Below are 24,328 nucleotides of genomic sequence, written 5' to 3' on the forward strand. Positions count from 1 at the left end.
GCCTGGACTTTATATCAGTTCTTAACGCGTGGCGTTAGAGGGCGCTTTCATATAGCGGAAGAAATCGCTATCCGGGCTCAGCACCAGCACATCCTGGTTGTCTGAGAAGCTATTCTCATAGGCGCGCAGGCTGCGGATAAAGGCATAGAAATCCGGATCCTGGCTGAAGGCATCAGCAAACAGTTTTGCCGCTTCACCATCACCTTCACCGCGCGAAATCAGCGCTTCACGCTGTGCTTCTGCCAGCGTGCGCGTAACCTGATAATCGGCCTGTGCACGCAGTTTCTCTGCCTCTTCCTGACCTTGTGAACGCTGACTACGCGCTACCGCTTCACGCTCGGCGCGCATACGGTTGTAGATCGCGTCAGACACTTCAGTCGGCAGGTTGATCTGCTTGATGCGCACGTCGACAACTTCAATACCTAACGCAGCCATGCTGTTCGGGTTTGGTGCCGGCTCACTGCTGTTGGTTTCACGTTCTACACGTGCTGCAGCACTCGCAATCGCATCATCCGCTGCTGGCGTCTGAACGTCATCATCATTGCCAGCGCTGCCGGTGTTCAGGGCATCACGCACGTCGGTGGTTAAACGGCCACGTGAATCAGTCACGATGTCTTTCACATCCAGACGACCCATTTCAGAACGCAGACGGTCACTGAACTTACGTTTCAGCAGCACTTCTGCCTGAGAAACGTCGCCACCACCGGTTGCCAGGTAGTAACGGCTGAAGTCACTGATGCGCCACTTGATGTAAGAATCAACGATCAGGTCTTTCTTCTCTTTGGTAACAAAGCGGTCAGCCTGGTTATCCATGGTCTGAATGCGCGCATCCAGTGATTTCATGGTTTCGATAAACGGAATTTTGAAATGCAGACCCGGTGCGTACACCAGCGGTTTGTTTTCGTCATCACGCAGAACCTTACCAAAGCGCAGCACGATGCCGCGTTGGCCTTCCTGCACCACGAACAGTGACGCGTAAAGCACCACCAGCACTACAATAATTACGGCGATGATTGGCTTACGCATCGATTACTCCCTCCCCTGGCGCTGGGTATCGTTGCGCAGCGCATTGGCGCGACGCTGATCCATGATGCTGTCTGGACTGTAAGATGAAGAATCTCCACGGCTCGCATTACTATCGGACGACGAAGGAGACTTCATTAGATTCGTCATTTTCTGACCGCCCTGGCCAGATGCCTGACCACCGCGCATCAGTTGATCCAATGGCAGGACCGTCAAATTATTACCACGATCGCTGATCAATACCTTGCGGGTATGACTCAGCACACGTTCCATGGTTTCAATATAGAGACGCTCTTTCGTGATTTCTGGTGCAGCTTTATATTCAGGCAGCAAGCGAGCAAAACGCGCCACTTCACCCTGCGCTTCTAACACCGTACGTTCTTTGTAAGCACGACCCTCTTCGAGGATACGTTGCGCCTGACCATTAGCACGCGGCTGAACTTCGTTCGAATAAGCTTCAGCTTCACGAACATACTGTTCACGGTTTTCACGCGCGGCAATCGCATCATCAAACGCGGCTTTTACTTCTTCTGGTGGACGCGCCGCCTGGAAGTTTACGTCCAGCAGGGTAATACCCATATTGTACGGACGGATAGTTTCGTCAAGCTCACGCTGAGTTTCGCTACGTACCACGGTACGACCTTCCGTCAGGATGCGGTCCATGGTTGAGCGACCAATCACGCCACGCAAGGCGCTGTCGGTGGCCTGACGCAGGCTGTCGTCGGCGCTGGTCACGGCATACAGATAACGCTCAGGATCCGTCACGCGATACTGCACGTTCATCTCAACGCGCACTACGTTTTCATCCGACGTCAACATCACGCCAGACGCGGCCAGTTCACGTACGGCTTCTACGTTTACGGCGCGAACCTGATCGACGAAAGTCGGTTTCCAGTTGAGGCCTGGCTCAACCAGATGGCTAAATTTGCCAAAGCGTGTGACGACGCCACGTTCCGCTTCTTTGATGGTGTAGAAACCGCTAGCCGCCCAGATAACGACTGCCGCTACGGCAACAATGCCAACCACTTTGCCACCGCTACCGCCGCTGCGCTGGCCATTGTCATTCTGTTTGCCACCGCCCAGTCCGCCGAGTTTTTTACTCAACTTTCGGAAGATATCATCCAGATCAGGTGGTCCCTGATCGCGACCTCCTTTATTTCCCCCAGAGTTGCCGCCTTGATTATTGCTGCTTCCCCACGGGTCGCGGTCCTGTCCGTTATTTCCGGGCTGATTCCACGCCATGTTTCTACTCCATTTATTGTATTTACGTTTTTTACCCTTCATCTTTCGGATTGCAGCTTCGTTGGCTGCCTTCGTTCACCCCAGTCACTTACTGATGTAAGCTCCTGGGGATTCACTCAGTTGCCGCCTTGCTGGAATCCGAAATATTCGGGTAAATCCTGCACATACGGCCTGCAACGATAATGACGACAATCTAAAAGATATTGAGTAAAGGCGTTTGGGCAATTTCAAACAATATAACTGGCTAGCGACGGCTCTTGTTTACACAGACGACGCCAATCAACTATCGGCATACGCACGTGCAAACTCACACAGCCATCATCTTCATTCCATTCTTTTTCTATAGCATGCAACTGATAAAAACGACTGCGCAAACGGCCCGCTTCCGGCGGCAGACGTAAATCGTACTGCGCGATTTCACCGGCTAAACGCTCAGAGAGCGCCTGCCACAGCAACGGCAGACCCACGCCGCTCTGTGCAGATAACCACACACGAATCGGCTGGTTCTCTTCGTTGCGATCGATACGCGGCACAAAGTCCTCCAGCATATCGATTTTGTTCATGATCAACAGCGCCGGAATTTCGTCAGCTTCAATCTCTTCCAGAACTTCATTTACCGCATCAATGTTGTCATTCACGCGCAAATCGGCAGCGTCAATCACATGCAGCAGCAATGTCGCCTGACGCGTTTCCTGCAGCGTGGCTTTAAACGCCGCGACTAAGTCGTGCGGCAAATGACGGATAAAACCAACGGTGTCTGCTAAAACCACTTCACCCACATCCGCCACATTCAGACGGCGCAATGTTGGATCAAGTGTCGCGAACAGTTGATCCGCTACGTACACATCCGCAGAGGTAATCGCGTTGAACAGGGTGGATTTACCGGCGTTGGTGTAACCCACCAGCGAAACGGTTGGCACGTCAGCTTTGGCACGCGCTTGTCTGCCCTGATCGCGCTGTTTTTCGACGCGTTCAAGACGGGAGAGAATCTGACTGATACGGCCACGCAGCAAGCGTCGGTCCGTTTCCAGCTGAGTTTCACCCGGACCACGTAAACCGATACCGCCTTTCTGGCGTTCAAGGTGTGTCCATCCGCGAACCAAACGGGTTGCTAAATGGCGTAGTTGTGCCAGCTCGACCTGCAATTTACCCTCATGGGTGCGGGCGCGCTGGGCGAATATATCGAGAATTAAGCCGGTGCGATCGATTACGCGACATTCGCACAGCCGTTCAAGATTACGTTCCTGAGCAGGAGTTAAGGCATGATCGAATAAAACGACCGATGCTCCACTCGCTTTTACCGCATCGGCAATTTCAACTGCCTTTCCTTCACCGACAAAATATTTGGGATGTGGCGCTTTACGGCTGCCCGTAATGACTTGCAGCGCTTCAACGCCCGCAGAAGAGACAAGAGTTTCAAACTCCTGCAAATCTTCCAGCTCTTTGTCTTGGGAGAACCAGATGTGTACCAGTACGGCCTGCTCACCGGCATCATAACGGTCAAACAAGCTATAACCTCGCTAAAATAAAATAACCAGGACAGGAAAACGTGCTCGTTCTCCAGCCCTGGCTTTACGGCAGCGCAAAATTATTCTGCGTTATCGCCGTCTTGTTGTGGCTGCGACTGAGCGCTTTGATTGCTTCCGCTGTGATGATAGTTGCTGCTACCACCGCTGCCGCCCGCGTTATTGCTATGGTGCGACACTGGACGAGAAGGAACCACTGTAGAGATGGCGTGTTTATACACCATCTGGCTGACCGTGTTTTTTAACAGAATGACGAACTGATCAAAGGATTCAATTTGCCCTTGCAGCTTAATACCATTCACCAAATAGATCGAAACCGGTACACGTTCACGACGCAATGCGTTCAAAAACGGGTCTTGTAAAGATTGCCCCTTAGCCATTCTATCTTTTCCTTATATGCTTGTTGTTTGTTGCTTTAAGAACCGTGGTTCAGAAAAACTGCGTAAAAATTTGCGCACGATAACGGACCAATTGTACACAATCATCCCTGCTACGCACTAACTACCTTAAGCACCGCATTACGCGCTAACTCTGGCTCATCACTGTTTAACCAGTGTACTTCAGGCCAGCCACGTAACCAGGTCATCTGGCGTTTAGCGAGCTGCCGAGTGGCGCAAATTCCCCGATAAACCATTTCGTCGTAATCGATTTCACCTGACAAATAAGACCACATCTGGCGATAACCAACACAACGAATGGAAGGCATGTCCGTATGCAAATCACCTCGCGCAAACAGTGCACGAGCCTCCGCTTCAAATCCTGACGCTAGCATCTGGTCGTAACGCAACGCAATGCGTTGATGTATCAGTTCACGACTCGCAGGTGCGATAGCAAACTGGTACACGTCGTAGGGTAACGCTTCGCCGGAGGTTTTTGTCAGTTCCGTTAAAGTTTTACCCGAAATAAAAAAAACTTCCAGTGCTCGCGAAAGTCTCTGCGGATCATTCGGATGAATACGACTACCGGCGACCGGATCGATTTCACACAGCTGACGGTGCAAGGCTTCCCACCCTTTCTCCGCCGCCATTTGCTCTATTCGCTGACGCACCTCGGGATCGGCCGAGGGCAACGGCGACAATCCTTCAAGTAATGCCTTGAAGTAGAGCATGGTTCCACCAACAAGCAACGGAATCTTCCCCTTCCGGGTGATATCCGTCATTTCTGCCAACGCATCGCGACGAAATTCTGCGGCGGAATACGCTTCCGCCGGATCGCGAATGTCCAGCAAACGATGGGGCGCCAGTGCTAACTCTTCTGCCGACGGTTTCGCCGTGCCAATATCCATCCCGCGATAGATTAAGGCAGAGTCAACGCTAATAAGTTCCACCGGAAGTTGCTGACGCAGCGAAATCGCTAATGCCGTCTTACCGGAGGCGGTAGGCCCCATCAAAAAAATTGCCTTTGGCCGGCTAGCCTGGTTTAGTTCACTCATGCTTCAACGCGTTTAGCGCGCTCTCAATCTCAATGGTCTGTAACAGACCTGAAGGCGGCGACTTCAGCAGTTGCGGACAAAGCCTTTCCAGCTCTGCCAGCAGTGCAATCGCCTGCGAGTGATTCCAGTGAGCGTCTTCTGCATCATCTCGACGCGCCAGCCATTGGGCCAACGTGGATGCAGAAACCTCTTGCTGCCGGGCCAGGTAGCCTAACAGTTCTGGAATCAAGATTTGTAAATTTTGTGTTCGTAACGGTAAAGGCACCGCGCGCAACGTCACGTGTTGCCCTTCTCGTTGTAAATCAATGCCCATCTGGCTCAGCAGCGCGGCATGATCGGCTATGGCGGCCAGCTCGGGCGCAGCAATTTTCAGGCGCACCGGGATCAGGAGCGGCTGCGGTTTTAAACCCTCTTCCCCTGGTTCAAGCTGGGCCTGTTTTAGCCAGCGCGCCGCCACGGCCAGCGATAACAATTGCAATGCGCTACCACGTTCCAGCAGCGCATAACGATCCTTCAAAACGCTTAACACGCGGCCGAAACTTTGCGCATGAGCGGCCAGCGGCGCTTCATGCTTTTCCGGCAAACGCACCGGAGCCACGGCAGGAACTGGCGCCGCGCGCGGCGTTTCTACCATCGGCGTTTTCATCAACTGCTTATAGGCATTACCCTCACGCGCACTGTAAACCGGCTCTTTGTTCTGCCAGTTCGCACTCGCGGCCGCAGAAGCGCCGCCGCTGCGTGGCGTGTTGCTGGGTTGTGTAAAGTGGTTCGCGCCTGCCGCCTGACGGTTTTCTGGCTGCCACTTCGGCGCAGGTTCTTCGGCGTGGGCGATGGGCAATTCCGGCGCGCGTCTGGCTTGCAGCGCACTCATCACGCCTTGCCAGATAAAATCATGTACCAGACGCGACTGATGAAAACGCACCTCGTGCTTAGCCGGATGGACGTTGACATCCACCTGATGCGGGTCGATCTCCAGATAGAGCACGTAAGCTGGCTGCTGATCGTCACCAAGCTGCGTTTGATAAGCCTGACGAATCGCGTGATTGATGAGCTTGTCGCGCATCATGCGTCCGTTGACGTAGCAATATTGCAGATCGGTAACCTGGCGCGAACCGTGAGGATCGGCGACCCAACCGCGCAGCGCTAAATCATCGTGCTGCCACTCAATGCGTAAAGCGTGCTGCATAAACGTGGTGCCGCAAATGGCCCCTAAACGCCGCTCCCGCTGCGCATCTTCACTGACCGCGCGATACTGACGCATTAACTTACCGTTGTGGCTAAGCGAAATAGCGACGTCAAAGCGTGCCAGCGCAATACGACGAATCACCTCATCGATATGGGTAAACTCGGTCTTTTCAGTGCGCATGAATTTGCGGCGAGCGGGCGTGTTATAGAACAGGTCGAGCACTTCCAGCGAGGTACCTACCGGATGCGCAGCCGGTTTCACCGTCACATCCATGTCGCGCCCTTCCGCGTAGGCTTGCCAGGCTTCGCTTTGGTCGGCGGTGCGTGAAGTCAGCGTTAAACGAGAAACGGAACTGATACTAGCGAGCGCTTCGCCACGAAAGCCGAGGCTCATGATCGCCTCAAGGTCATCAAGCGAAGCAATTTTGCTGGTCGCATGCCGCGCCAATGCCATTGCAAGCTCGGCTTTGGCGATGCCGCAGCCGTTGTCGCGAATGCGGATGAGCTTCGCGCCACCTTTCTCAATATCGACATCAATGCGCGTGGCACCGGCATCAAGGCTGTTTTCCACCAGCTCTTTTACGACCGACGCCGGGCGCTCAACCACTTCGCCTGCGGCAATCTGGTTCGCCAGCTGCGGCGGTAAAATCTGTATTGGCATGGTGGTGATCCTTCTGGCTGGTTGGCTCACGTGGAGCCAACAATCAGGATTGCGGAATTTTTAAGTTTTGCCCCAGCATCACATTGCTCGACTTCATATTATTCGCCTGCATGATGGCTTTTGAGCTCACGCCATAGTGCGCGGCAATCGCCGTGAGGGAATCACCGCGCACCACTTTATGCCGGGTTGGACGACTCGCCGCCACGCTGACGCTGGATTTCGCGGGCACCTTCAGGCGCTGTCCCACCCAAACCACATCGCGCTTCAGGCTATTCATCTCACGTAACGTCGCCATGCTCACGCCATATTTTGCCGCGATGCCCGACAGCGTTTCGCCACGCGTGACGGTATGACGCTGCGTTGCGCCGGTATATTGCACCGTACCGGTCGCCGGGTTGCTGGCGACGCTAACCGCTGGTGCGCTGTCCAGCGGCCGGTTTTCCTCCTTTGGGATCGATTGCAGCGGATGCGTAAGGAAATAATTGCGCAGGCCTTTATAAATCGACTGAGCAATCTTCTCCTGATACGCGCTGCTGCCAAGCAGCCGCTCCTCCGCGGCATTACTAATAAAGCCGGTTTCGACCAGTAAAGAGGGAATATCCGGGGAACGTAAAACGCCAAGGCTGGCATGTTCCGGCAGACGCTTATGCAGCGGCGTAATACCGCGCAACTGCTGCAGGACTTTGACGGCGACGTCATAACCTACACGCTGTGAATGACCAAACTGCAAATCCAGCACTGCCTGGCTAAGATAGGGATCGGCCTGGCTGTTCGCCAGCAGATCCCCTGCGCCGCCCAGCAGCTCAGATTGTTTTTCTTTCTGTTCCAGCCAGTTCGCCATTTCGTTATTGGCGCGGCGGTTAGACAGCACCCAAACCGATGCGCCGGTGGCTGAGTGATTTGGCGCGGCGTCGGCGTGAATGGATACCAGCAGGTTCGCGTTCTCTTTACGCGCCACTTCTGAGCGGCCCATTACCGAGATGAAATAGTCGCCGTTACGCGTCAGCACCGGTTTGAACATCGGATCCTGATCCATCAGCGCTTTCAACTTACGCGCAATTGAGATGGTGACATTTTTCTCGTGCAAACCGTGCTGGCCGGATGCGCCGGGATCCTGACCGCCGTGCCCGGCATCAATCGCCACAATTACCACATCGTTGCGACTAACCGAGTTGCCGGGACGCACGGTGGTATTGCTGCTGGTCACCGCTGTCACCTGATTGGCGTTGAACGGATTGCCCTGGCTGCTGCTGCTCGGCTGGCTTTCACGCGCGGTGGTAACAGGCGCGGCTGCGGCCGGGCGCTTCGCTGGCTGCGTCCCACGAATGGTGAACACCACGCGATAATTATTGCCATCGCGCTGCGTGCTGGCGCGCGTCTGCGCGGGCTGCGTCAGTTCGAACACCAAACGCAGGCTTTGCTTATCCTTCGGCTGGCTATGGCGAATGCGCTGCACAATATTTTCGCCACTAAAATTGAGCGGCAAACCTTTAATCGCGCCGCTTTGACGAATATCCAGCACCACACGATTGGGATTGTGCAGCGGAAAAAAGCCATATACGGGCTGACCGTTAAAGCTCAGCGTGACGGTGGCCTGGCTATCGCCATTTTCGACTTTGATATCCGATAACGTGGCAGACAACGCCGAGGCAGAAAACAGGCACAGCAAGCCCAGTACAATGATTTTCATCCGTGACATCATGCCGGATCCCTGCCTTGCTGGAATTGGGTTAACAGCGCTTCGCCCGTGGCGGAAACCGCGCTTATTTCGGCTTCACGCGCCGCATCCACGTAGCGCAACGTCAGCGCTAAATCGGGCTCAGGCAGCACGCCGGTGCCCCTCTGCGGCCACTCCACCAGACAGAGCGCATCGCCGGCGAAATAGTCGCGGATGCCCATGAACTCTAGCTCTTCGGGATCGGCAAGACGATAGAGATCGAAATGGTACAGCGTGCGAGAGCCGAGCTCGTAGGGCTCGACCAGCGTATACGTTGGGCTTTTTACATTGCCTTGATGGCCGAGCGCCTGCAGAAAACCACGGCTAAAGGTGGTCTTACCGGCACCCAAATCGCCATAAAGATAGATCACCAGCGCGCTGTTGCAGACGCGCGCCAATTGCGCACCCAGATTCAGGGTTGCCGCCTCATCGGGCAAAGGGATAACACAGGTCTTCATGCTTTATTGTTGGATCATCTCTGGATTAACAAACTGCCACAGCAGCTCGAATAAATCAGTGGCTAACATGCCGCGAGTACCGCGCTGATGCGCGACGGCATCGGCTGTTGCCCCATGCGCGACACAGCCTGCGCAGGCTGCATCAAGTAATGTCAGTTTCTGGCCGAGCAGAGCGGCAATAATCCCGCTCAGCACATCGCCCATGCCGCCAGACGCCATGCCCGCGTTGCCCACATCGGCAATGGCGATGTCACCCGCCGCGCTGGCAATCACCGTGCCCGCGCCTTTCAGAACCACCACGCCGCCGTAGCGTTTCGCCAAGGCGCGCGCAGCGTGTAAGCGGTCACTCTCAATCTCGCTGGTTTTCACCCCTAGCAAGCGCGCAGCTTCGCCGGGATGCGGCGTAATGATGCGATTCTGACGGTTATCCTGCTTGATTGCCAGCAGGTTAAGCGCATCCGCATCCCAAAGCATCGGCTTTTCACTGACCGCGATCTTTTTCAGTGCCTTCTGAGCCCAATCGCGCTGGCCGAGCCCCGGTCCAACGGCGATCACATCCGCCCACTCCAGCGCCTGATCCAGCCGTTCATCGCTCAGCGCATCAACCATTAACTCCGGTCGCGCGGTGAGAATCGGACCAATATTATCTTCATGTGTCAGCACGCGCACAAGTCCGGCGCCGGTTCGCAGGGCGGCTTCACCGGTCATGCGAATCGCGCCCGCCGTGCCGCTGTCGCCGCCGACCACCAATAGCCGCCCCTGATCACCTTTATGAGAGGTAGCGCGACGTGGTTTCAGCCAGCACGTTAAATCCCCGGCGTCATAGCGTGAAATCGGTGCCTGCTCAGCGGCAAGATATGCCGACAAGCCCAACTCATGGTTGTGCAGAACGCCAACGTAATCGCGCGCCTTGCCGGTCAGTTGGCCGGGTTTCAGCGTAATCATGCTCAACGTGTGATCGGCGATGACCGTTTTGCCCGGCGCCGTGCCATTAGCCGCCAGCAAACCAGAGGGAATATCGATCGCCAGCACCGGTGCGGCATGCGCGTTGATGAGTGTGATCAGGCGATCGTAAGGATCGGCGGGCGCGCGATTCAGGCCGGTGCCGAGCAGCGCATCGACGATCACCTCAACCTGCTCCGGCCAGGGCGCATCCGCCGCATGAATCACACCGCCCGCCGCCAGCCATGCGTCTTGCGCCTGCTGCGCCTCTTCTGGCAAGGCTTTGCTGCCTGCGCACGCCAGCAGCGTCACGTTCAATCCTGCTGCCTGCGCCAGTCGCGCCACCACATAACCATCGCCGCCATTGTTGCCGTGCCCGCACAGGATCAACCAATGCTGCGCCTGCGGCCACAGCTGGCAGCCTAATTCATAGCTGGCTTGGCCAGCACGTTGCATCAGCTCAAACAGCGTTAAGCCCAGGCTATCGGCGGCATCGCGTTCCAGTTGCGCCATCGCCTGCGCAGGCCAGACAGAGTGTGTTAAACTGCGCGCGTTTGCTTCAATTGCCTGGTTTCTCATGTCATATCCTCTCGATCTTCAACAGCTCGCTGAACAAATTAAACAGTGGGGACGCGACCTCGGCTTCCAACAGGTCGGTATTTGCGATACCGATCTGAGCGCCGAAGAGCCCAAACTGCAGGCGTGGCTGGATAAGCAATATCATGGCGAGATGGATTGGATGGCGCGCCACGGCATGATGCGTGCGCGGCCGCATGAGCTGCTGCCTGGCACGCTGCGCGTGATTAGCGTACGCATGAATTACCTTCCAGCTAAAGCCGCCTTTGCCAGCACCTTAAAAAATCCGCAGCTGGGCTATGTAAGCCGCTATGCGCTGGGCCGCGACTATCACAAAGTATTGCGCAATCGACTGAAAAAGCTCGGAGAAATGATTCAGGCGCACTGTGGCGAACGCAATTTTCGTCCGTTCGTCGATTCCGCACCGATTCTGGAACGCCCGATTGCCGCTAAAGCCGGTTTAGGCTGGACCGGCAAACATTCGCTGATCCTCAACCGTGAAGCGGGTTCGTGGTTCTTCCTCGGCGAACTGCTGATTGATCTGCCGTTACCGGTCGATCAGCCCCAGGAAGAGCAGTGTGGACGCTGTGTCGCCTGTATCACTATCTGCCCCACTTCCGCTATCGTCGAACCTTACGTGGTCGATGCGCGTCGCTGCATCTCCTATCTCACCATCGAGTTGGAAGGCGCAATTCCTGAAGAGTTCCGTCCGCTGATTGGTAATCGAATTTATGGCTGCGATGATTGCCAGCTGATCTGCCCGTGGAATCGTTACGGCCAGTTAACCGATGAAGATGATTTCTCGCCGCGCGCGGTGCTGCATGCGCCGCCGCTCACCGATCTGTTCAAATGGGATGAAGCCAAATTTCTGCGTATCACCGAAGGTTCAGCGATTCGGCGTATTGGGCATTTGCGCTGGTTGCGAAATATTGCGGTGGCATTGGGCAATGCGCCCTGGGCAGAAGAAAATATGGCGGCATTAGCATTGCGCAGCGGCGAACATCCCCTGCTTGATGAGCATATTGAATGGGCGATTGCACAGCAGTTGCAGAAACGCGCGGCGCAAGCGATAGAAGTGCAGCCAGCGAAGAAACAGCGGCTGGTGCGCGCGGTCGAAAAAGGCCTGCAACGTGATGCGTGATTGAGCAGCCGCACAGGATAAAACGCTTTTCCACATGCTGTGAATAAAATTATCCCACTTAATCGTGACGGAGATCGTAATTTCGTCTTAAGGGCAAGATCACAGTCTGAAATAGTTATAACTACTTACAAATCAATCAATTAAGCGATTATTGTAAATATTCACATCGTATTTAGCGCGCAGGGGTTTGTCCAGAGCTTGTGGATAACTCTGTTCAAAACAGTTTTAAACAACGGGGAAAACGCCGTCAGAAGCTTGCAGGCGCATTGTGGATAACCTGTAAGATAACTGCATCAGACAACAAGCATTATCGCTGCTAGCGAGGCGTGCAAAATTTCCAGAAAAAAACGGTATCGCATACGATCAAAAAGATCTGCAGCAGTTTTAATTCTGATTGCGCCTAAGGGCAAATAACATTAGTGAATATGAAAATCTGGAGCGGGAAACGAGACTCGAACTCGCGACCCCGACCTTGGCAAGGTCGTGCTCTACCAACTGAGCTATTCCCGCATAATCTTCGTATTTTAGTCTGCTACTGCGTTGGCTGCCTTCACTCACCCAGGTCACTTAGTCATGTAAGCTCCCAGGGATTCGTTCAGTTGCCGCCTTGTTGCAAACTAAAATACTCGATTCTGACTCTTCGTATTTTTGTCACAACAATCACGCTAACGACTAAATCCGTGATTTGGATGGTTTACTACAAACTCTGGAGCGGGAAACGAGACTCGAACTCGCGACCCCGACCTTGGCAAGGTCGTGCTCTACCAACTGAGCTATTCCCGCATTAGAGGTTTACTACTCAACGAAAGTTTGGAGCGGGAAACGAGACTCGAACTCGCGACCCCGACCTTGGCAAGGTCGTGCTCTACCAACTGAGCTATTCCCGCATAATCATCGCCTGTTTATCTGCTGCTGCGTTGGCTGCCTTCACTCGCACAGGTCACTCACTAATGTAAGCTCGCTGTGAATCGTTCAGTTGCCGCCTTGCATCAAATAAACATGCTCGATTCTGAACTTCGCCGTTACTGCTTTTACTTTCTCGTTCCGAATTCCGAATCAAATTCTTCACCGGTACGGGGTGCGCATTATACGAGAAATCCTTTCAGTCGCAAGAGTCTAAAAGCAAAATTTTGCGCTTTCCGCGCGTTCGCTGCTTTTATCGACAACCTGATGATTTCCTGCGCACCCGCGGCGGTTAAAGCTGCAGGAAGTGCTCGCGATAGTACGCCAACTCGGCGACGGACTCGCGAATATCATCCAGCGCCTGATGGCTACCGGACTTTTTAAAACCTGGCAAGATATCTGGTTTCCAGCGGCGCGCCAGCTCTTTCAGCGTGCTGACATCAAGATAGCGATAGTGGAAATAGGCTTCCAGTTCAGGCATGTACTTAAACAGGAAGCGACGATCCTGACCAATACTGTTGCCGCAAATCGGAGAGGTGTTCGCCGGCACCCACTGTTTCAGGAACTCGATGGTGGCCAGTTCCGCCGCACGGTCATCGTGCTCGCTGGCTTTGACGCGCGCCACCAATCCGCTATTGGTGTGCGTGCGCACGTTCCAGTCATCCATCAACGCCAACTGATCGTCAGATTGATGCACCGCGAACACCGGGCCTTCTGCCAGGATGTTAAGGTTGGCATCGGTCACGATGGTAGCGATCTCAATTATGCGATCGCGTTCCGGATCCAATCCGGTCATTTCGAGGTCGATCCAAATCAGGTTGTTTTCATTTCCAGCTGTCATGCGTTTCCCGCCTGTTGCCAAAGTCGTCATTAAACTCATTTCAGGTGTATCATAGACGTTTTGCCCAGCAGGGCGAAACCTGGCGAAAGCCGTGAGAGGATGCGTGAGTAAAAACAAACTGTCGAAAGGTCAACAACGTCGCGTAAGCGCCAACCATCAGCGTCGTCTGCAGCAACGGAGCGATAAGCCGGAGCCGGATGATAGTCTGTTTGGAGAAGCGGCTGATGGCGTGGTGATCAGCCGTTTCGGCATGCACGCAGACGTGGAAGATAGCGAAGGCGTTGTGCATCGCTGTAACATCCGCCGCACTATTCGCTCGCTGGTCACTGGCGATCGCGTTTTATGGCGCGCTGCCATTGGCGGCGGCAAAGGGATCGTCGAAGCGGTACACGAACGTAAGACGGTGCTTACGCGCCCAGACTTCTATGACGGCGTGAAGCCGATCGCCGCCAACATCGATCAGATCATTATCGTTTCGGCGATCCTGCCAGAGCTGTCACTCAACATCATCGATCGTTACCTGGTCGCCAGCGAAACCCTTGGCGTGGAACCGCTGCTGGTGCTCAACAAAACCGACCTTTTAGATGCCGAAGGCCGCGCGTTTGTTGATGAGCAGATGGAGATCTATCGCAACATTGGTTATCGCGTCTTGATGGTTTCCAGCCACGCCAAAGATGGCCTGGTTGAACTGGAAAGCGCCTTAACCGGCCGCGTCAGCATCTTTGCCGGCCAATCTGGCGTGGGTAAATCGAGCCTGCTGAATAACCTGCTTGGCCTGGAGGTAGCAGCTGAAATTCTGACCAACGATGTGTCGAACGTTTCTGGTCTGGGTCAGCACACCACCACCGCGTCACGCCTCTATCACTTCCCGGCGGGCGGCGATGTGATCGATTCGCCGGGCGTGCGTGAGTTTGGTTTATGGCATCTGGAGCCGGAACAAGTGACGCGCGGATTTGTCGAATTCCGTGAATTCCTTGGCGGTTGTCGTTTCCGCGACTGTAAGCACGATACCGATCCTGGCTGCGCCATTCGCGAAGCGGTAGAAGAGGGCAAGATTGATATCTCCCGCTTCGATAACTACCACCGAATTCTGGAAAGTATGGCGCAGGTAAAGACGCGTAAAAACTTTTCCTCCGACGCAGATTAAGCAGTACAACGGCACATTCGCCAACGCGCTGGGGCGCTGCTACAATCCGCCCCCTTTTTTGTTAACGACACGTAATTAAGCCAGGAGGCAACGGTGTTTGATCGTTTTAAACTCGGCCTGAATCATATTTTGCCTAAAAAAGGGCTCACCGAGCTCGCCGGTTGGGGTGCCAGCCGCCGTGGTGGCTGGCTCACTAAAGCGGTCATCGACCTATTTGTCTGGTACTACAAAGTGGATATGGCGGAAGCCAGCAAGCCACATACCGGCAGCTACCGCACCTTCAATGATTTCTTCGTGCGTCCGTTAAAAGAGGGCGCGCGTCCGATCGATACTGATGCCTCTTTACTGGCGCTGCCCGCCGATGGCGCGATCAGCCAGCTGGGCCGCATTGCCGGCGATCAGATCTTCCAGGCCAAAGGCCACACTTACAGCCTGCAGGCGCTGCTGGCCGGTAACGACGATCTGGCGGATCAGTTTCATGACGGCGAGTTTGTTACCACTTATCTCGCCCCGCGCGATTATCACCGCGTGCATATGCCGTGTAACGGCATCCTGCGCGAAATGATCTATGTGCCGGGCGATCTCTACTCCGTCAACCCGCTGACCGCACGTAACATCCCGAATCTGTTTGCGCGTAACGAGCGCGTGATCTGCGTATTCGATACCGATCATGGCCCGATGGTGCAGATCCTTGTCGGTGCCACCATTGTGGGTAGCATCGAAACCGTGTGGGCGGGCACCATTACGCCACCGCGCGAAGGTGTGATTAAACGCTGGCGCTATCCGTCTGCCGATCATGATGGTGCGGTGGTGCTGCTGAAAGGCCAGGAAATGGGTCGCTTCAAGTTGGGTTCAACGGTGATCAACCTGTTCGCGCCGAATCGCGTGAAGCTGGCAGAAAGCCTTGAAGCCGAAAGCAAAACCCGCCTCGGTCAGCCGCTGGCCATCGCCCTGCCTCAGCCTGGCGACAGCGTCTCACTTAGCAAATAACCCGGAATCTCTCCCGTGCGTGTTTTCCTCTCCTTGCTGCTGAGCCTTGTGCTCAGCAGTTCTGTATTTGCAGCCACCGTTCCGCAATCCAGCCAGCTAAAGCAGGAACTGGATGCGGCTAAATCGGCGAAAAGCTCACCCGCGCAAACCGAGCAGGTGCAGGCGCTCGAATCGGCGATCAATTTCCTCAACGAGCGCGATGAGTCGCTGGAGCGCGCGAAGCAGTATCAGCAGGTGATTGATGATTTCCCGCGGCTGGCGCGCGAATTACGTCAGCAGATCGCCACGCTGACGGACAGCAGCAAGGCGGTGCGCAGCAATATGAGCAGCGCCGAGCTGGATCAGGAGCTGTTGCAGGTTAGCAGCCAGCTGCTGGAGGAAGGCCGCCAGGCGCAGCAGGAGCAGGATCGCGCGCGCGAGATCAGCGATTCACTGTCGCAGCTGCCGCAGCAGCAAACCGATGCACGCCGGGCGATGACCGAAAGCGATCGTCGCGCGCAGAGCGCTTCGACGGCGACTACGCCGCTGGCGCAGGTGCAGATTTACGCGCGTCAGGCGGAAAACGCCGCCAACAAAGCGCGCGTGGACGAGTTAGAGCTGGCGCAGCTTTCGGCGAATAACCGTCAGGAACTGGCGCGTATGCGCGCTGAGGTGCATCAGCGTAAAGCGACTCAACTGGATAACTATCTGCAGGCGCTGCGCAATCAGCTCAACAATCAGCGCCAGCGCGAAGCTGAACTGGCGCTTGAGCGCACCGAGCAGCTGGCGGAAAACAGCGGCGATCTGCCGAGTTCGATCAGCGATCAGTTCCGCGTTAACCGCGAACTCTCCGCCGACCTTAATCAACAAGCGCAGCGCATGGATTTAGTCGCTTCGCAGCAGCGTCTGGCCACCAATCAGACCTTGCAGGTGCGTCAGGCGCTGAGCACGCTGCGTGAGCAGTCGCAATGGCTGGGGGCGTCCAATCTGTTGGGCGAAGCCTTGCGTGCGCAGGTTGCCCGTCTGCCAGAGATGCCGAAATCTCAGCAGATTGACAGCGAAATGGGCCAGCTGCGCGTGCAGCGTCTGCATTATGAGGATCTGCTGGAGCGCCAGCAGGAACTGCGCAAAGCCAAGCAGGATGACGGCACGCCGTTCAGCAGCGATCAGGTACGTATCCTCGAAGCGCAACTTAAAACCCAGCGCGAACTGCTGAACTCACTGATTTCCGGTTGCGATACGCTGATTCTGGAAATCACTAAGCTCAAAGTTTCCAATACGCAGCTGCAGGATGCCTTAGCCGAAGTTAAAGATGCGACGCATCGCTATCTGTTCTGGACCGCTGACGTTAATACCATCGGCCTGAATTTCCCGGTGGAGATGGCGCAGGATCTCAAGCGTCTGTTGTCGCTGGATACCGCCGGCCAGCTCGGCAAAGCGCTGGCGATGATGTTTACCAATCGCGAAACCGTGTTACCGATTATTGGTGCGATTCTGCTGGTTGGCTTCAGCATCAGCTCTCGTCGTCACTACAACGCCTTTATGGAGCGCTCCGCCAGCCGCGTCGGTAAAGTGACGCAGGATCGCTTCAGCCTGACGCTGCGCACAGTATTTTGGTCGATTCTGGTGGCGGTGCCGCTACCGGTATTGTGGGCCGCGCTCGGTTACGGTTTACAGCATGCCTGGCCTTATCCGTTCGCCGTGGCGATTGGCGATGGCATCACCGCCACGCTGCCGCTGCTGTGGGCCTTTATGATCAGCGCGGCGTTTGCGCGTCCCGATGGCTTGTTTGTGGTGCATTTCCGCTGGCCGCAAGCGCGCGTGGCGCGTGCCATGCGCTATTACTCGCTGTCGGTGGGGCTGATTGTGCCGCTGATCATGCTGCTGATCGCCTTTGCCAATCTCGACGATCCGCAATTCTCCGGCACGCTGGGACGCGTGTGCTTCATCCTGATTTGTGGCGCGCTGAGTATCGTTACCGTTAGCCTGAAACGCGCCGGTATTCCGCTCTATCTGGATAAAGAGGGCAACGGCGATAACTTCGTAAACCGCATTTTGTGGAACCTGATGATTGCCCTGCCGCTGGTGGCTGCCCTCGCCTCCTGCATCGGTTATCTCGCCACCGCGCAGGCGCTGCTGGCGCGTCTGGAAACCTCGGTGGGCATCTGGTTCTTCCTGCTGGTGGTGTATCACATCATCCGCCGCTGGATGCTGATTCAGCGCCGCCGCATCGCCTTTGACCGTGCACGTCAGCGTCGTGCCGATATGCTGGCCAACCGCGCGCGCAGCGAAGAAGAGAAAGAGCAATCAACGCCAGCGAATGCCGACACCATCGAAATCGATGAGCCAAGCATTGATCTTGATGAGATCAGCGCACAGTCGCTGCGTCTGGTGCGTTCAATCCTGACGCTGATTGCGCTGGTTTCGGTGATTGTGCTGTGGTCAGAAATCCACTCGGCGTTTAGCTTCCTTGATAACATTCCGCTGTGGAATGCCAGCACTACCATTCAGGGCGTGGACAGCGTGCAGGCGATTACGCTGGGTGCGGTGTTGATTGCGATTCTGGTGCTGATCATCACCACGCAGCTGGTGCGTAACATGCCCGCGCTGCTGGAGCTGGCGCTGTTGCAGCATCTCAGTTTGGCGCCGGGCACCGGTTACGCCATTACCACTTTGACCAAGTATGCTTTGATGCTGATTGGCGGCTTGATTGGCTTCTCAATGATGGGCATTGAGTGGTCGAAGCTGCAGTGGCTGGTTGCTGCGTTGGGTCTGGGGTTGGGCTTCGGGATGCAGGAGATTTTCGCTAACTTTATCTCCGGCCTGATTATCCTGTTTGAGAAACCGATCCGTATTGGCGATACCGTGACCATTCGCGACCTGACTGGCAGCATTACGCGCATCAACACGCGTGCCACCACCATCACCGATTGGGACCGCAAAGAGATCATCGTGCCGAACAAGGCTTTCATTACTGAGCAGTTCGTGAACTGGTCGCTGTCGGATTCAGTGACGCGTGTGGTGTTGACGATTCCAGCGCCCGCCAGAGTCAACAGTGATGAAGTGACCAACATTCTTAAGCAGGCAGCCGATCGCTGCACCTACGTGCTAGATATGCCAGCGCCGGATGTGTTCCTGGTCGATCTGCAGCAAGGTATTCAGCTGTTTGAACTGCGCGTGCATGCGGCGGAGATGGGGCATCGCATGCCGCTGCGCCATGAACTGCATCAACTGATTCTGCGCGGCTTTGAGGAGCACGGCATTGAAATGCCGTTCCCACCATTCCAGGTACGCATGGAGACGCTCGGAAAGCAAAACCCCGCGACTAACGGTGCGCCCGCTAATAAGACCTTCAAATCTGGCGGATTATAAAAACAAAACGCCCGGCAGATGCCGGGCGTTTTGTTTTGCCGCTTAGAGTTCATCACTTCACAAACTCTTCGCCCTGCGAGATATCTTTCTTCAGCGTTTCCAGCATGCCGTTTAGCGCCTGCTGTTCAAAGGCACTCAGCGTGCCCAGCGGACGGCGTTCAACGATGCCGTTTTTGCCCAGCAGCAGCGGCTGCGAGAAGAAGCGGGCATATTCGCCATCGCCTTCCACATACGCGCACTCCACCACGTTGGCTTCGCCTTGCAGGGCACGAATCAATGACAGGCCAAAACGGGCCGCCGCCTGTCCCATCGACAGCGTCGCCGATCCGCCACCGGCTTTGGCTTCCACCACTTCGGTGCCCGCGTTCTGAATACGTTTGGTGAGATCCGCCACTTCCTGCTCGCTGAAGCTCACGCCTTCCACCTGCGACAGCAGCGGCAGAATCGTTACGCCGGAATGCCCGCCCACCACCGGCACTTCAATCTCGTTAGGCTGCTTGCCTTTTAGCGCCGCGACAAAGGTATTGGCACGGATGATATCGAGGGTGGAAACGCCAAACAGGCGATTCTTGTCATACACGCCGGCTTTTTTTAGCACTTCGGCCGCAATCGCCACCGTCGTATTCACCGGATTGGTGATGACGCCAATCAGCGCTTTTGGCGCGGTACTGGCAACCTGTTCGATCAGGTTACGCACGATACCGGCGTTGACGTTAAACAGGTCGGCGCGATCCATGCCCGGCTTACGTGCCACACCCGCGGAGATCAGCACCACATCAGCACCATGCAGCGCAGGCGTAGCATCTTCACCGCTAAACCCTTCCACGGTGACTGCCGTTGGGATATGACTGAGATCGACCGCCACACCGGGCGTTACCGGGGCGATATCGTAAAGTGAGAGAGCTGAGCCTGCGGGTAATTGCGTTTTGAGCAGCAGTGCGAGCGCCTGGCCAATACCACCAGCGGCACCGAGAACGGCAACTTTCATCCTGAACTCCTTATTAAGGTGGGGCAGAGATATGCCGAAAATCCATCAGGTTACGAGTTTAATCAACTTCTCAGGCGATAGCGACTAAACCTGTCGCGCACTAAACACTACGCCGCAATCGGCTCCCGAGACATCTCCACTTCAGAAGTCGCCTGAATGATTCATTCGCAGCCAGAAGACAATGGACGGCAATGATCATCGATATTGTTGTTACCACTTCAATAATATAACAACTTTGCAACCTTCGCTTTGCGCGTCCACCCGCGATTTTGGTGCAACATCATATTCTGTTATGATGCCCGCCCCGCAGGTCATTACCGCGATTCTCTTGCCAGACTTATTGCATAAAAATTCATCTAAATGCATAATAATTTATCTGCCGTTGGCCTGTTGCCCTCTGCAACCCCTTTTTAATTGGTAGCTTATGCGAAACCCATCGAAACAAGACGACTTGATTAAGGCGTTTAAAGCCTTATTGAAGGAAGAGAAATTCAGCTCCCAGGGCGAAATCGTGCAGGCGCTGCAGGAAGACGGCTTCGAGAATATTAATCAGTCCAAAGTTTCTCGCATGCTGACCAAGTTTGGCGCGGTGCGCACGCGCAACGCCAAGATGGAGATGGTTTACTGCCTGCCTGCTGAACTCGGCGTGCCCACCACCACCAGCCCGCTGAAGAATCTGGTGCTGGATATCGATTACAACGATGCGTTAGTGGTGATTCACACTAGTCCGGGCGCGGCGCAGCTGATTGCGCGCCTGCTGGATTCGCTGGGCAAAGCGGAAGGCATTCTCGGCACCATTGCCGGTGATGACACCATCTTTATTACTCCCGCGCGCACCTTCTCGGTAAAACAGTTGTACGACGCGATCCTGGTTTTATTCGAACAAGAGCTATAAAACCCTGCTGCATACCGGCAGTTCCTCTGCCGGTAATCTTGCCCTTTGCGCTTCATTCGTAACCATTCTGTTACAAATCCCTTTGTAAATAATAAGTTATCCATATGCCTGTCGGTTCTTTTCAGCCGCTATCATTGGTACGACCTTTGTGCCCGTTTAACCTTATGCGCTATTTTACGCTGCTTTACACATTGTGCTCAGTGTCTTTCCCTTCTCTAGCTGTATCAGCCAGCGAGATCAACCACGATCTTTCGCACTAAAAGATAATTTTATGTAGATCATTGTTTTTACGGTGAAATAACCACCTCAGGTTAAGATCCAGGCGTTTTTTATAACTTCAGGTTCTAAAAAAGTGCCATAAGGATAAAGAATTACAACCAAACATTATTAGCTCGGTATTAATTTCATGGGTGATTAGATCTATACTTGTTTTCGTGATGCAAATCACACGAAAGAAAAAGATAAAAACAGACGACGAGGAAAATTATCATGAACGTTAAAACTACTATCGCGACTTTAAGTGTTCTCTCTGCCCTGTCATTTGGTGCTTTTGCAGCAGATTCTATTAATGCCGAACAGGCAGCGAATCTGCAACCTGCGGGCACCATCAGCGTCAGCGGCGTGGGCGGTTCTCCAATGGATATCCGTCAGCAGTTAAACGATAAAGCCGACCAGCAAGGTGCTAAAGCCTATCGCGTGGTTGAGGCGAATACCGGTGACAGCTACCACGCAACCGCTGAGCTGTACAAATAAGTTATTGACTTAAAAAACAATGTGAACGGCGACCCGTTTGAGACGCTCTTGCCTCTCAGGTTGCCGGCCCCCATTTCAGGAGAGTGAATCATGAAAACCAAATTAGCTATCGCAGTACTGGGCCTGGCTTCTGTTCTTTCTTTTGGCGCGAGTGCCGCCAGCCTGGTTTCAAACCAACAAGCTGAACAGCTGCAATCTCTGAACCAAACCATCAGCGTGAGCGGTGTTGACGGCGACCAAACCAACGTGCGTCAGGAACTGTCACAGAAAGCCGATGCGCAGGGTGCCAGCCATTACCGCATCATCGAAAGCAACCGTGGCGATACTTTCCACGTAACTGCTGAACTGTACAAATAATCACTAATTGAACGTCCGGTGCCTTGATGGCGCCAGGCAATAGATCGACGACCCGCCCCCCCTTTTCTGCCGCAGGTTGTTGATTAAACGAGGAGAAAATTATGAAAATCAAAACAACCATCGCAACTGCTACCCTGCTTTCCCTGTTCGCCTTTGGTGCTTCTGCAGCACAACTGGTCACCGAACAACAGGCGCAGAATCTGCAACCTACCGGCAGCACCATTTCAATCAGCGGAACCGGCGGTTCGCCAATGGACTATCGTGCCGAGCTTTCTCAGAAAGCGGATGAGCAAGGTGCCAGCGCTTACAAAGTGATTGAAGCGAAAACCGGCGACAGCTACCACGTGACAGCTGAGCTGTATAAGTAATTCCTCGTCAATTAAGACGAACCCTTTGGCCCCGCTCGCCGGGGCCCTTTTTACTTTATATTGAAGCGGAGCTGGCCTTCCAGCTCCTCTTCTGCTTCATCAAATAGCAGGATCAATGCGCCATACCGGCGTTTCTGCCCTTTCCCCAGATTTACAAATTCAATCTCCAGCGGCAACGGCAGTTGCTCACCTATAATCGCATCCCAAAGATCGTCAAGATCGTTGATGGCGAGATCGGCTAACGCAAAACGATCGCTAAACTGTCGATAAAAATGGGCTTGATCGACAATCTCGTCGAAATCGAAACGCTCGGTTCTCATCATGACGCCCTCTTGGTTGTTGCGGCTAGCTGAGTCCGCCGAGGTGCAACGCTTTAACTTCCAGATACTCTTCCATCCCCAACACCGATCCTTCGCGTCCCAGTCCAGACTCTTTCACGCCGCCAAACGGTGCCAGCTCAGTGGATACCGCGCATTCGTTAATGCCGATCATGCCTGCTTCCAGCGCCGCTGAGACGCGGAATACCCGCTGCAGATTCTGCGTGTAGAAGTAAGCCGCCAGGCCAAATTCGGTATTGTTAGCGCGCGCAATCACCTCGGCTTCATCGTCAAAGCGGAAGCAAGCCGCAACCGGACCAAACGTCTCTTCCTGCGCCAGCTTCATCTCTTCATGCGCTTCGCCAATCACCGTTGGTTGCCAGAAGTTGCCACCAAGAGGATGACGTTCGCCGCCGACCAGCAATTTGCCGCCTTTACTCAATGCATCTTTGACGTGCTCTTCCACTTTCTCCAGCGCGGACGGCTCAATCAGCGGGCCAACGATCACCCCTTCTTCCACGCCATTTCCGACTTTTAGTTTGCCCACCGCATCGGCCAGTTGATTAACGAAGCGATCGTAGACCGCGTTATGCACATAGAAGCGGTTGACGCTGACGCACACCTGTCCGGCGTTGCGGAATTTGTTGGCAATCGCGCCCTGCACCGCCGCATCAATATCGGCATCATCAAACACGATGTAAGGCGCGTTGCCGCCTAACTCCATTGAGACTTTTTTCATGGTTTCAGCCGCATTACGCATCAGCGTTTTGCCCACCGCGGTGGAACCGGTAAAGGAAATTTTGCGCACCGCCTTGCTGGCCATAATCGCGTCGCTGATGGCATGCGTATCGCCCGCCACCGCATTGAGTACGCCATCAGGCACACCGGCTTTCTGCGCCAGCGCCAGCAACGCGAAGGCGCTCAGCGGTGTGTTGTTAGCGGGTTTGATTATGCCGGTACAGCCCGCGGCCAATGCGGGGCCAAGTTTGCGCGTCAGCATCGCCATCGGGAAATTCCACGGCGTGATCGCCGCGACCACACCAATTGGTTCGCGCGTCGCCAGAATGCGCGAGCCCGGTTTAGCCGGCGGGATGATTTCACCGTTGGCGCGTTTCGCCTGCTCGGCAAACCACTGAATAAAGCTGGCGGCGTATTCCACTTCACCTTCGGCTTCTTTAAGCGGTTTACCCTGCTCGGCCGTCATCAACTGGCCGAGCCAGCTTTTATTCTCGATGATCAGCTGATACCAGCGATAGAGGATTTCGGCACGCGCCTTGGCGGTTTTATCGCGCCAGGCGGGAAACGCACGCTGCGCGGCGGCAATCGCCTGTTCGGTTTCTTGCTGGCCGGCTTTCGCCACGTTAGCGATAACTTCGCCGGTGGCAGGATTGGTCACCTCAAAGGTGGCGCTGGCGTTATGCCACTGACCATCAGCGAAATAGCCGGTCTTGAAAAATTCGTGTTGTTGCAGGGAAGTGGACATCGGTTTTCTCCTGTCAGTTTGCGTCCTGTCAG

At 54.8% G+C, this 24,328-nt stretch carries 21 protein-coding genes and 3 tRNA genes; 8 read left to right on the forward strand and 16 right to left on the reverse strand.

Features of this window, described 5'->3' with window-relative positions:
* Nucleotides 1-21 precede the first annotated feature (21 nt).
* From hflC to nnr, 9 genes are all read right to left on the reverse strand, one after another.
* Nucleotides 22-1,026, reverse strand: coding sequence for a protease modulator HflC (hflC, locus tag KVT28_RS19905; protein WP_101762865.1), 1,005 nt, complete (start codon nucleotides 1,024-1,026; stop codon nucleotides 22-24).
* Between the two features lie 3 nt (nucleotides 1,027-1,029).
* Complete coding sequence (gene hflK, locus KVT28_RS19910; RefSeq protein ID WP_101762864.1) at nucleotides 1,030-2,265, reverse strand: FtsH protease activity modulator HflK; 1,236 nt, start codon at nucleotides 2,263-2,265, stop codon at nucleotides 1,030-1,032.
* A 227-nt stretch (nucleotides 2,266-2,492) separates the two neighbouring features.
* Nucleotides 2,493-3,773, reverse strand: a complete 1,281-nt coding sequence (hflX, locus tag KVT28_RS19915; protein WP_007892011.1) for a ribosome rescue GTPase HflX — start codon at nucleotides 3,771-3,773, stop codon at nucleotides 2,493-2,495.
* Between the two features lie 80 nt (nucleotides 3,774-3,853).
* Entirely contained in the window at nucleotides 3,854-4,171 is a 318-nt protein-coding gene (gene hfq / locus KVT28_RS19920) for an RNA chaperone Hfq (protein WP_101762863.1), read from the reverse strand.
* Between the two features lie 110 nt (nucleotides 4,172-4,281).
* Entirely contained in the window at nucleotides 4,282-5,223 is a 942-nt protein-coding gene (miaA, locus tag KVT28_RS19925; RefSeq protein WP_101762862.1) for a tRNA (adenosine(37)-N6)-dimethylallyltransferase MiaA, read from the reverse strand.
* Complete coding sequence (mutL, locus tag KVT28_RS19930; RefSeq protein ID WP_217549769.1) at nucleotides 5,216-7,069, reverse strand: DNA mismatch repair endonuclease MutL; 1,854 nt, start codon at nucleotides 7,067-7,069, stop codon at nucleotides 5,216-5,218. Before mutL ends, miaA begins: the two co-directional genes overlap by 8 nt.
* A gap of 43 nt (nucleotides 7,070-7,112) precedes the next feature.
* On the reverse strand, nucleotides 7,113-8,771 hold the full coding sequence (gene amiB / locus KVT28_RS19935; protein ID WP_192236119.1) for an N-acetylmuramoyl-L-alanine amidase AmiB: 1,659 nt from the start codon (nucleotides 8,769-8,771) through the stop codon (nucleotides 7,113-7,115).
* On the reverse strand, nucleotides 8,768-9,244 hold the full coding sequence (gene tsaE, locus KVT28_RS19940) for a tRNA (adenosine(37)-N6)-threonylcarbamoyltransferase complex ATPase subunit type 1 TsaE (RefSeq protein WP_101762859.1): 477 nt from the start codon (nucleotides 9,242-9,244) through the stop codon (nucleotides 8,768-8,770). The genes amiB and tsaE overlap by 4 nt, the downstream gene beginning before the upstream one ends.
* Nucleotides 9,245-9,247: 3 nt before the next feature.
* The gene (gene nnr / locus KVT28_RS19945) at nucleotides 9,248-10,765 is read right to left on the reverse strand and encodes a bifunctional ADP-dependent NAD(P)H-hydrate dehydratase/NAD(P)H-hydrate epimerase (RefSeq protein WP_101762858.1); all 1,518 of its coding nucleotides are present in this window, start codon (nucleotides 10,763-10,765) and stop codon (nucleotides 9,248-9,250) included.
* On the opposite strand from nnr, the gene queG reads away from it, so the two are divergent.
* The gene (queG, locus tag KVT28_RS19950; protein WP_217549771.1) at nucleotides 10,764-11,903 is read left to right on the forward strand and encodes a tRNA epoxyqueuosine(34) reductase QueG; all 1,140 of its coding nucleotides are present in this window, start codon (nucleotides 10,764-10,766) and stop codon (nucleotides 11,901-11,903) included. The genes nnr and queG overlap by 2 nt on opposite strands.
* Nucleotides 11,904-12,337: 434 nt before the next feature.
* Here the strand turns inward: queG and KVT28_RS19955 are convergent.
* The 4 genes from KVT28_RS19955 to orn all read right to left on the reverse strand — a co-directional run bounded on the left by KVT28_RS19955 (nucleotide 12,338) and on the right by orn (nucleotide 13,647).
* Nucleotides 12,338-12,413 (reverse strand) — tRNA-Gly (locus KVT28_RS19955).
* A gap of 197 nt (nucleotides 12,414-12,610) precedes the next feature.
* Nucleotides 12,611-12,686, reverse strand: a tRNA-Gly gene (locus KVT28_RS19960).
* A gap of 28 nt (nucleotides 12,687-12,714) precedes the next feature.
* Nucleotides 12,715-12,790 (reverse strand) — tRNA-Gly (locus KVT28_RS19965).
* Between the two features lie 308 nt (nucleotides 12,791-13,098).
* On the reverse strand, nucleotides 13,099-13,647 hold the full coding sequence (gene orn, locus KVT28_RS19970; RefSeq protein ID WP_101762856.1) for an oligoribonuclease: 549 nt from the start codon (nucleotides 13,645-13,647) through the stop codon (nucleotides 13,099-13,101).
* A gap of 103 nt (nucleotides 13,648-13,750) precedes the next feature.
* Here orn and rsgA point away from each other — a divergent pair, with 103 nt between their 5' ends.
* The 3 genes from rsgA (at nucleotide 13,751) to mscM (ending at nucleotide 19,135) form a co-directional block, all read left to right on the forward strand.
* A complete protein-coding gene (gene rsgA / locus KVT28_RS19975) occupies nucleotides 13,751-14,794 on the forward strand; it encodes a small ribosomal subunit biogenesis GTPase RsgA (protein ID WP_101762855.1) in 1,044 nt (347 codons plus the stop codon).
* A 93-nt stretch (nucleotides 14,795-14,887) separates the two neighbouring features.
* Nucleotides 14,888-15,784: an archaetidylserine decarboxylase gene (gene asd / locus KVT28_RS19980; protein WP_101762854.1), complete on the forward strand. Its 897-nt coding sequence runs from the start codon at nucleotides 14,888-14,890 to the stop codon at nucleotides 15,782-15,784.
* Nucleotides 15,785-15,799: 15 nt separating this feature from the next.
* Nucleotides 15,800-19,135, forward strand: coding sequence for a miniconductance mechanosensitive channel MscM (mscM, locus tag KVT28_RS19985; RefSeq protein WP_217549773.1), 3,336 nt, complete (start codon nucleotides 15,800-15,802; stop codon nucleotides 19,133-19,135).
* A 52-nt stretch (nucleotides 19,136-19,187) separates the two neighbouring features.
* Here mscM and mdh read toward each other — a convergent pair whose 3' ends face one another.
* Complete coding sequence (gene mdh / locus KVT28_RS19990; protein WP_217549775.1) at nucleotides 19,188-20,123, reverse strand: malate dehydrogenase; 936 nt, start codon at nucleotides 20,121-20,123, stop codon at nucleotides 19,188-19,190.
* A 424-nt stretch (nucleotides 20,124-20,547) separates the two neighbouring features.
* Here mdh and argR point away from each other — a divergent pair, with 424 nt between their 5' ends.
* The 4 genes from argR (at nucleotide 20,548) to yhcN (KVT28_RS20010) (ending at nucleotide 22,496) form a co-directional block, all read left to right on the forward strand.
* On the forward strand, nucleotides 20,548-21,018 hold the full coding sequence (argR, locus tag KVT28_RS19995) for a transcriptional regulator ArgR (RefSeq protein WP_008101964.1): 471 nt from the start codon (nucleotides 20,548-20,550) through the stop codon (nucleotides 21,016-21,018).
* A gap of 489 nt (nucleotides 21,019-21,507) precedes the next feature.
* Complete coding sequence (gene yhcN, locus KVT28_RS20000) at nucleotides 21,508-21,771, forward strand: peroxide/acid stress response protein YhcN (RefSeq protein ID WP_101762851.1); 264 nt, start codon at nucleotides 21,508-21,510, stop codon at nucleotides 21,769-21,771.
* Between the two features lie 90 nt (nucleotides 21,772-21,861).
* A complete protein-coding gene (locus KVT28_RS20005) occupies nucleotides 21,862-22,128 on the forward strand; it encodes a YdgH/BhsA/McbA-like domain containing protein (protein ID WP_007891990.1) in 267 nt (88 codons plus the stop codon).
* Between the two features lie 101 nt (nucleotides 22,129-22,229).
* On the forward strand, nucleotides 22,230-22,496 hold the full coding sequence (gene yhcN / locus KVT28_RS20010) for a peroxide/acid stress response protein YhcN (protein WP_008101968.1): 267 nt from the start codon (nucleotides 22,230-22,232) through the stop codon (nucleotides 22,494-22,496).
* 50 nt (nucleotides 22,497-22,546) lie between these two features.
* On the opposite strand, the gene KVT28_RS20015 is transcribed toward yhcN (KVT28_RS20010), so the two are convergent.
* A complete protein-coding gene (locus tag KVT28_RS20015; protein ID WP_217549797.1) occupies nucleotides 22,547-22,816 on the reverse strand; it encodes a hypothetical protein in 270 nt (89 codons plus the stop codon).
* Between the two features lie 25 nt (nucleotides 22,817-22,841).
* Nucleotides 22,842-24,296, reverse strand: coding sequence for an NAD-dependent succinate-semialdehyde dehydrogenase (locus KVT28_RS20020; protein WP_217549777.1), 1,455 nt, complete (start codon nucleotides 24,294-24,296; stop codon nucleotides 22,842-22,844).
* Nucleotides 24,297-24,328 lie beyond the last annotated feature (32 nt).

The sequence above is a fragment of the Pantoea sp. GbtcB22 genome, assembly GCF_019091025.1.
Lineage (GTDB): Bacteria > Pseudomonadota > Gammaproteobacteria > Enterobacterales > Enterobacteriaceae > Pantoea > Pantoea leporis.